This is a genomic window from Microcoleus sp. CAWBG58, from assembly GCF_020883045.1.
Lineage (GTDB): Bacteria > Cyanobacteriota > Cyanobacteriia > Cyanobacteriales > Microcoleaceae > Microcoleus.
The window spans coordinates 1-1,379 of the sequence record NZ_JAHRFA010000058.1 but is presented as its reverse complement, the minus strand read 5'-3'; the positions used below and the strand labels follow the sequence as shown (position 1 = coordinate 1,379).

Here is a 1,379-nt window from a genome sequence, read left to right as displayed (position 1 = left end):
TTGCTCGACTCTAACGAATTAATTTCACCTTCGTTTGACAGCGAGCTTTTGAGAAGATTAGCCGACTTTTCAGCCTCGTTCAAAATACTCAGCGTACTCAACACTAAACTCACCCATTTCAGGCTGGGAAGTTCATCGGCGTTAGGCAGTCTAGGCAGGTTGCCGATGGGACTAAGTGGCACCTCAGTCATAGCTAGAGGAGCTAAAACTGTATAGTCATATTCGTATTTATTAGATACAATCAACCTGCGAGCCAAAGGAACCGTCGCTAAAAAAGTGACTAAACGGTATAGCGTTTCAATGATTTGTTGCCTGGAAAAAGACATATTTTGCTCCAAAGACAAATATTACTAGATTGGGTGAATCGAGAAGTTACTAGATTGGGTGAATCGAGATTAGATTCTTCAGTATTGGTTGGTAACAGTTTGACTCTTAATTTTGTATTAGTTGCATCAGTTGATATAGCAATCCTAAATCATTTGTGAATTTCTTACTCCCTCCTTTTGCTAAGGAGAGGGTTGGGTGCCGGAAAAAATTTACGACTCCTGCAAGGATTGCTACAGATTTTTAGCTGCTTGCGACTGCTACCAATCAAGAACTGGCAAGTTGTCGGATCGGGATTAAAGTTGAAAGCCCAACCCAAAAATCCACTGTTTAACGAACTCAGCTAATATAGCATACCTGCTGAGCGACATCAGAATTCTCCTCACAGACCACCATCAGGAAGCCCGCAGGTGAAAGAAGGTCGATCGCGAGCGTTGTGGGTTGATGCTTGCTTGCAAGACGGCAGGCGCCAGAGAGCAATAGCGCCAGCAAAGGCTGGAAGCTAGTTCTCATCATAGTTCTGTGCTTGAAGCCGTATAAATTAATACACCAAATAAACAAGAAAAAAGATGACTGCAAGCCGGAAACAAAAGTTAACAAAACTTTTTAGCTAAAAAGTTTTTTTAGGCGCAAATTCAAGTAATCTATCTTTTGAAGCGAACAACCAGTCAAATCTAACTATTTTTCCAGAAAACGGCTGATTTAACCCCAATCCTGGGTAATTAAAGCGAGTCGGAAAAAACCGATGGCGATTTTCTTCCTTGTGTAGCGCCACCCGATCGACAAGTGGGTGGACTCAAAGCTTGAGATGGCCAAATATTTCTGATATTTTCCCTCTATAACTTATAGCTGGCTTCAGTTCTTACCACTTCTGCACGGCACCCCCAAACCTATTTACTTCTTTACTTCATAGCAAAAAATGGCAATCGAGGATCTTTTCGCAAAGTACAAAAAGCCCAACATCGTTATCATCATCACCGACCAACAGCGCGCCTTGCAGCACTATCCGCGGGACTTTGCCTACAGGCTCCCCGCGCTGAAGCAGTTGATGAGCA

General features: G+C 42.9%; 1 protein-coding gene. It reads right to left on the bottom strand.

Translation table 11 applies throughout. The features are described from left to right. Window positions 1–326, bottom strand: a 326-nt coding sequence (locus QZ918_RS22770; RefSeq protein ID WP_293338603.1) for a hypothetical protein, incomplete at its 3' end; no start/stop codon positions are given. Window positions 327–1,379: the final 1,053 nt, after the last annotated feature.